Genomic DNA, 3564 nt, shown 5'->3' on the forward strand with positions numbered 1-3564 from the left:
GAGCAACCTGCGGCTAGCTTCCTAGTTTGCTCTTTGATTTTCATTGAGTATAAAAAATAAACTTTTCTCTTGCAATTCCGGATAAATAGTGTATAATAGATGAGTATGTGTACAGCATACTTGTGGGAGGTAAAAATCTCTAATTACCGCCAAAACCACAAAGGAGGATTTAAAAATGGCTAAAAAAGTCGAAAAACTTGTAAAATTGCAAATCCCTGCTGGTAAAGCTACACCAGCTCCACCGGTTGGACCTGCTCTTGGTCAAGCTGGTATCAACATCATGGGATTCACAAAAGAGTTCAACGCTCGTACAGCTGACCAAGCTGGTATGATCATTCCGGTTGTTATCTCAGTTTACGAAGATAAATCATTTACTTTCATCACTAAAACACCACCAGCTGCTGTTCTTTTGAAAAAAGCTGCAGGTGTTGAAAAAGGATCAGGTACACCTAACAAAACTAAAGTTGCTACAGTTACTCGTGCACAAGTACAAGAAATTGCAGAAACTAAGATGCCAGATTTGAACGCAGCAAACGTAGAGTCTGCAATGCGTATGATCGAAGGTACTGCTCGTTCTATGGGATTCACTGTTGTTGACTAATCAATAACACAGTAGAAAATCTCACAGCAGTCTATTAGTTGCTTTTCATACTAGGCAAGTGACTGATGCTTGTACTTGGGTACAGCAAGGGAACTTAAGGCCGTAGGAAAAGGAAAGTAATAGACTGAAAACCCGCAAGACTTCATCATTTCGAGGAGTGACGTGGGAGATGAAAATCGATTGAACCACTTACAAGGAGAATAGAAAATGGCTAAAAAAAGCAAACAACTTCGTGCTGCTCTTGAGAAAATCGACAGCACAAAAGCATACAGCGTAGAAGAAGCTGTAGCACTTGCAAAAGAAACTAACTTTGCAAAATTTGACGCAACTGTAGAAGTTGCTTACAACTTGAACATCGACGTTAAAAAAGCTGACCAACAAATCCGTGGAGCAATGGTATTGCCAAACGGTACTGGTAAAACTTCACGCGTTCTTGTTTTCGCACGTGGTGCAAAAGCTGAAGAAGCAAAAGCTGCTGGTGCAGACTTTGTTGGTGAAGATGACCTTGTTGCTAAAATCAACGACGGTTGGTTGGACTTCGACGTAGTTATCGCTACACCTGACATGATGGCTCTTGTTGGACGTCTTGGACGTGTTCTTGGACCACGTAACTTGATGCCAAACCCTAAAACTGGTACTGTAACTATGGATGTTGCTAAAGCAGTTGAAGAGTCTAAAGGTGGTAAAATCACTTACCGTGCTGACCGTGCAGGTAACGTTCAAGCAATCATCGGTAAAGTATCATTTGAAGCTGAAAAATTGGTTGAAAACTTCAAAGCTTTCAACGAAACAATCCAAAAAGCAAAACCAGCTACAGCCAAAGGAACTTACGTAACAAATTTGACTATCACAACTACTCAAGGTGTTGGTATCAAAGTTGACGTAAACTCACTTTAATCAGTAGTTTATACAGAGAGAACGAGTACGAAAGTGCTCGTTTTTTTGCTTAGAACGGGCATGTTGTTTATCTGGATTTGTAATACTCTTCAAACCACGTTAGCTTTGCCTTGCCGTACTCAAGTACAGTATGCAGCTAGCTTCCTAGTTTGCTCTTTGATTTCCATTGAGTATTATTTGTGGGTAGCATTTACTAGTGAAGCTGTTAGTGATTCTCAAATTTGACGCTGGAAATAAGAATCGGCAGAGGAAGGGATAGCGAAATCGTGGCTCTACGAACAGGAAGGTGGAGGTTCGTATAATGGATGAAGATGAGAGCAATTTCAAAGTACAAAAATTGTCGTAACCTGAATGTGTAAATGATGGGAGGAGTTGAATTCGAACTAGAGAGGTAATAATAAAATTATGCTATAGTCATGGTGGTTTGTATGCTTTTGATTCTAGTTTATCAAATAATAGATTAGAATTGTCAGATAATATCATTTTATGTTATAATGAAGAAAAACAGAGGTGTTCAAATGTCAGAAGAAGGTCATAAGTTTTTAGCAAAACTGGGGAAAAAACGCTTACGCCCAGGTGGAAAACGTGCCACAGATTGGTTAATTGCAGAAGGAGGATTTTCAAAAGAAAAGAGAATACTAGAGGTTGCGTGTAATAGGGGAACTACGGCAATTGAGTTGGCACAGCGTTTTGGTTGTAAGATAACTGCTGTTGATATGGATGCTCAAGCTTTAGAAGTGGCTAAAAAATCTGCTGAAACGGCAGGTGTTGCTCATTTAATCAGTTTTGAAAGAGCGAATGCAATGAAACTTCCTTATGAAGATGCTAGTTTTGATATTGTTATAAACGAAGCTATGCTGACTATGCAAGCCGATCAAGCTAAGAAAAAATGTGTAATGGAATATCTAAGGGTTTTAAAAACTGAAGGTCTTCTCCTGACACATGATGTGCTTCTTAAGGAAGCTAAAGAGTCTGTCAGACAGGAATTGTCGCAAGCAATTCATGTAAATGTAGGTCCTTTAACTCAAGATGGTTGGGAACAGGTGATGATAGAATCAGGTTATTGTGATGTGAAAGTATTGACTGGTGAAATGACATTAATGAAATTATCGGGTATGATTTATGACGAAGATTGGCTAGGAACCTTGAAAATTTGTGTAAATGCTTGTAAAAAGGAGAATAGAAAGCAGTTTTTAACTATGTATAAAATGTTTGATAAGAATAAACAGAACTTGGACTTTATTGCTATGGCTAGTCATAAATCGTCAAATCGTTAGATAATCATTGAAGTTAACTTTTCCTTTTTTCTTTCTTAAAAAATATGCTATAATAGAGAGTAAAAACTTTGAAAGAAAGAAAAAGATGAATTTAAAAGATTACATTGCAACAATTGAAAATTATCCGAAGGAAGGTATTACTTTTCGTGATATCAGTCCTTTGATGGCTGATGGAAATGCTTATAGCTACGCTGTTCGTGAAATCGTTCAGTATGCTACTGACAAGAAAATCGACATGATTGTAGGTCCTGAGGCTCGTGGTTTTATCGTGGGCTGTCCAGTTGCCTTTGAGTTGGGAATTGGTTTCGCGCCTGTTCGTAAGCCAGGGAAATTGCCACGTGAAGTCATTTCTGCTGACTATGAAAAAGAGTACGGTGTTGATACCTTGACTATGCATGCGGATGCCATCAAGCCAGGTCAACGTGTTCTTATCGTAGATGACCTCTTGGCAACAGGTGGAACTGTTAAGGCAACTATCGAAATGATTGAAAAACTTGGTGGTGTTGTAGCAGGTTGTGCCTTCCTTGTTGAATTGGATGAATTGAACGGCCGTGAAAAAATCGGTGACTACGATTACAAAGTTCTGATGCATTATTAATGAAAAACAGTCCCTAGGGCTGTTTTCTCTACATTAGGATATAAAAATAGACTATAGCTAGTTAGAGAAAAACTATAATTGAAAACTATATCTTCTTGCAGTATAATAAAAGGACTAAGTGTTTGAGATTTAGTTTCATACTCAATGAAAATCAAAGAGCAAACTAGGAAACTAGCCGCAGGCTGCTCAAA

At 38.4% G+C, this 3564-nt stretch carries 4 protein-coding genes; all 4 read left to right on the forward strand.

Annotated features, from left to right (window positions below):
- Positions 1-175 precede the first annotated feature (175 nt).
- Positions 176-601: a 50S ribosomal protein L11 gene (gene rplK / locus ADI58_RS04205; RefSeq protein WP_001085807.1), complete on the forward strand. Its 426-nt coding sequence runs from the start codon at positions 176-178 to the stop codon at positions 599-601.
- Between the two features lie 207 nt (positions 602-808).
- The gene (gene rplA / locus ADI58_RS04210) at positions 809-1498 is read left to right on the forward strand and encodes a 50S ribosomal protein L1 (protein ID WP_001085675.1); all 690 of its coding nucleotides are present in this window, start codon (positions 809-811) and stop codon (positions 1496-1498) included.
- Positions 1499-2016: 518 nt separating this feature from the next.
- Positions 2017-2775, forward strand: a complete 759-nt coding sequence (locus ADI58_RS04215; RefSeq protein ID WP_049521578.1) for a class I SAM-dependent methyltransferase — start codon at positions 2017-2019, stop codon at positions 2773-2775.
- Between the two features lie 85 nt (positions 2776-2860).
- Positions 2861-3373 carry an adenine phosphoribosyltransferase gene (locus tag ADI58_RS04220; protein ID WP_001049318.1) on the forward strand — a complete coding sequence of 171 codons (513 nt, stop codon included), beginning with the start codon at positions 2861-2863 and terminating at the stop codon, positions 3371-3373.
- Positions 3374-3564 lie beyond the last annotated feature (191 nt).

It is taken from the genome of Streptococcus mitis, from assembly GCF_001074635.1.
GTDB classification, from domain to species: domain Bacteria; phylum Bacillota; class Bacilli; order Lactobacillales; family Streptococcaceae; genus Streptococcus; species Streptococcus mitis_E.

Excerpts from the sequence above, each read along its gene's own strand:
- ADI58_RS04215 (WP_049521578.1), top strand. The coding sequence starts at position 2,017 with ATGTCAGAAGAAGGTCATAAGTTTTTAGCAAAACTGGGGAAAAAACGC.
- rplA (WP_001085675.1), top strand. The coding sequence starts at position 809 with ATGGCTAAAAAAAGCAAACAACTTCGTGCTGCTCTTGAGAAAATCGAC.
- rplK (WP_001085807.1), top strand. The coding sequence starts at position 176 with ATGGCTAAAAAAGTCGAAAAACTTGTAAAATTGCAAATCCCTGCTGGT.
- ADI58_RS04220 (WP_001049318.1), top strand. The coding sequence starts at position 2,861 with ATGAATTTAAAAGATTACATTGCAACAATTGAAAATTATCCGAAGGAA.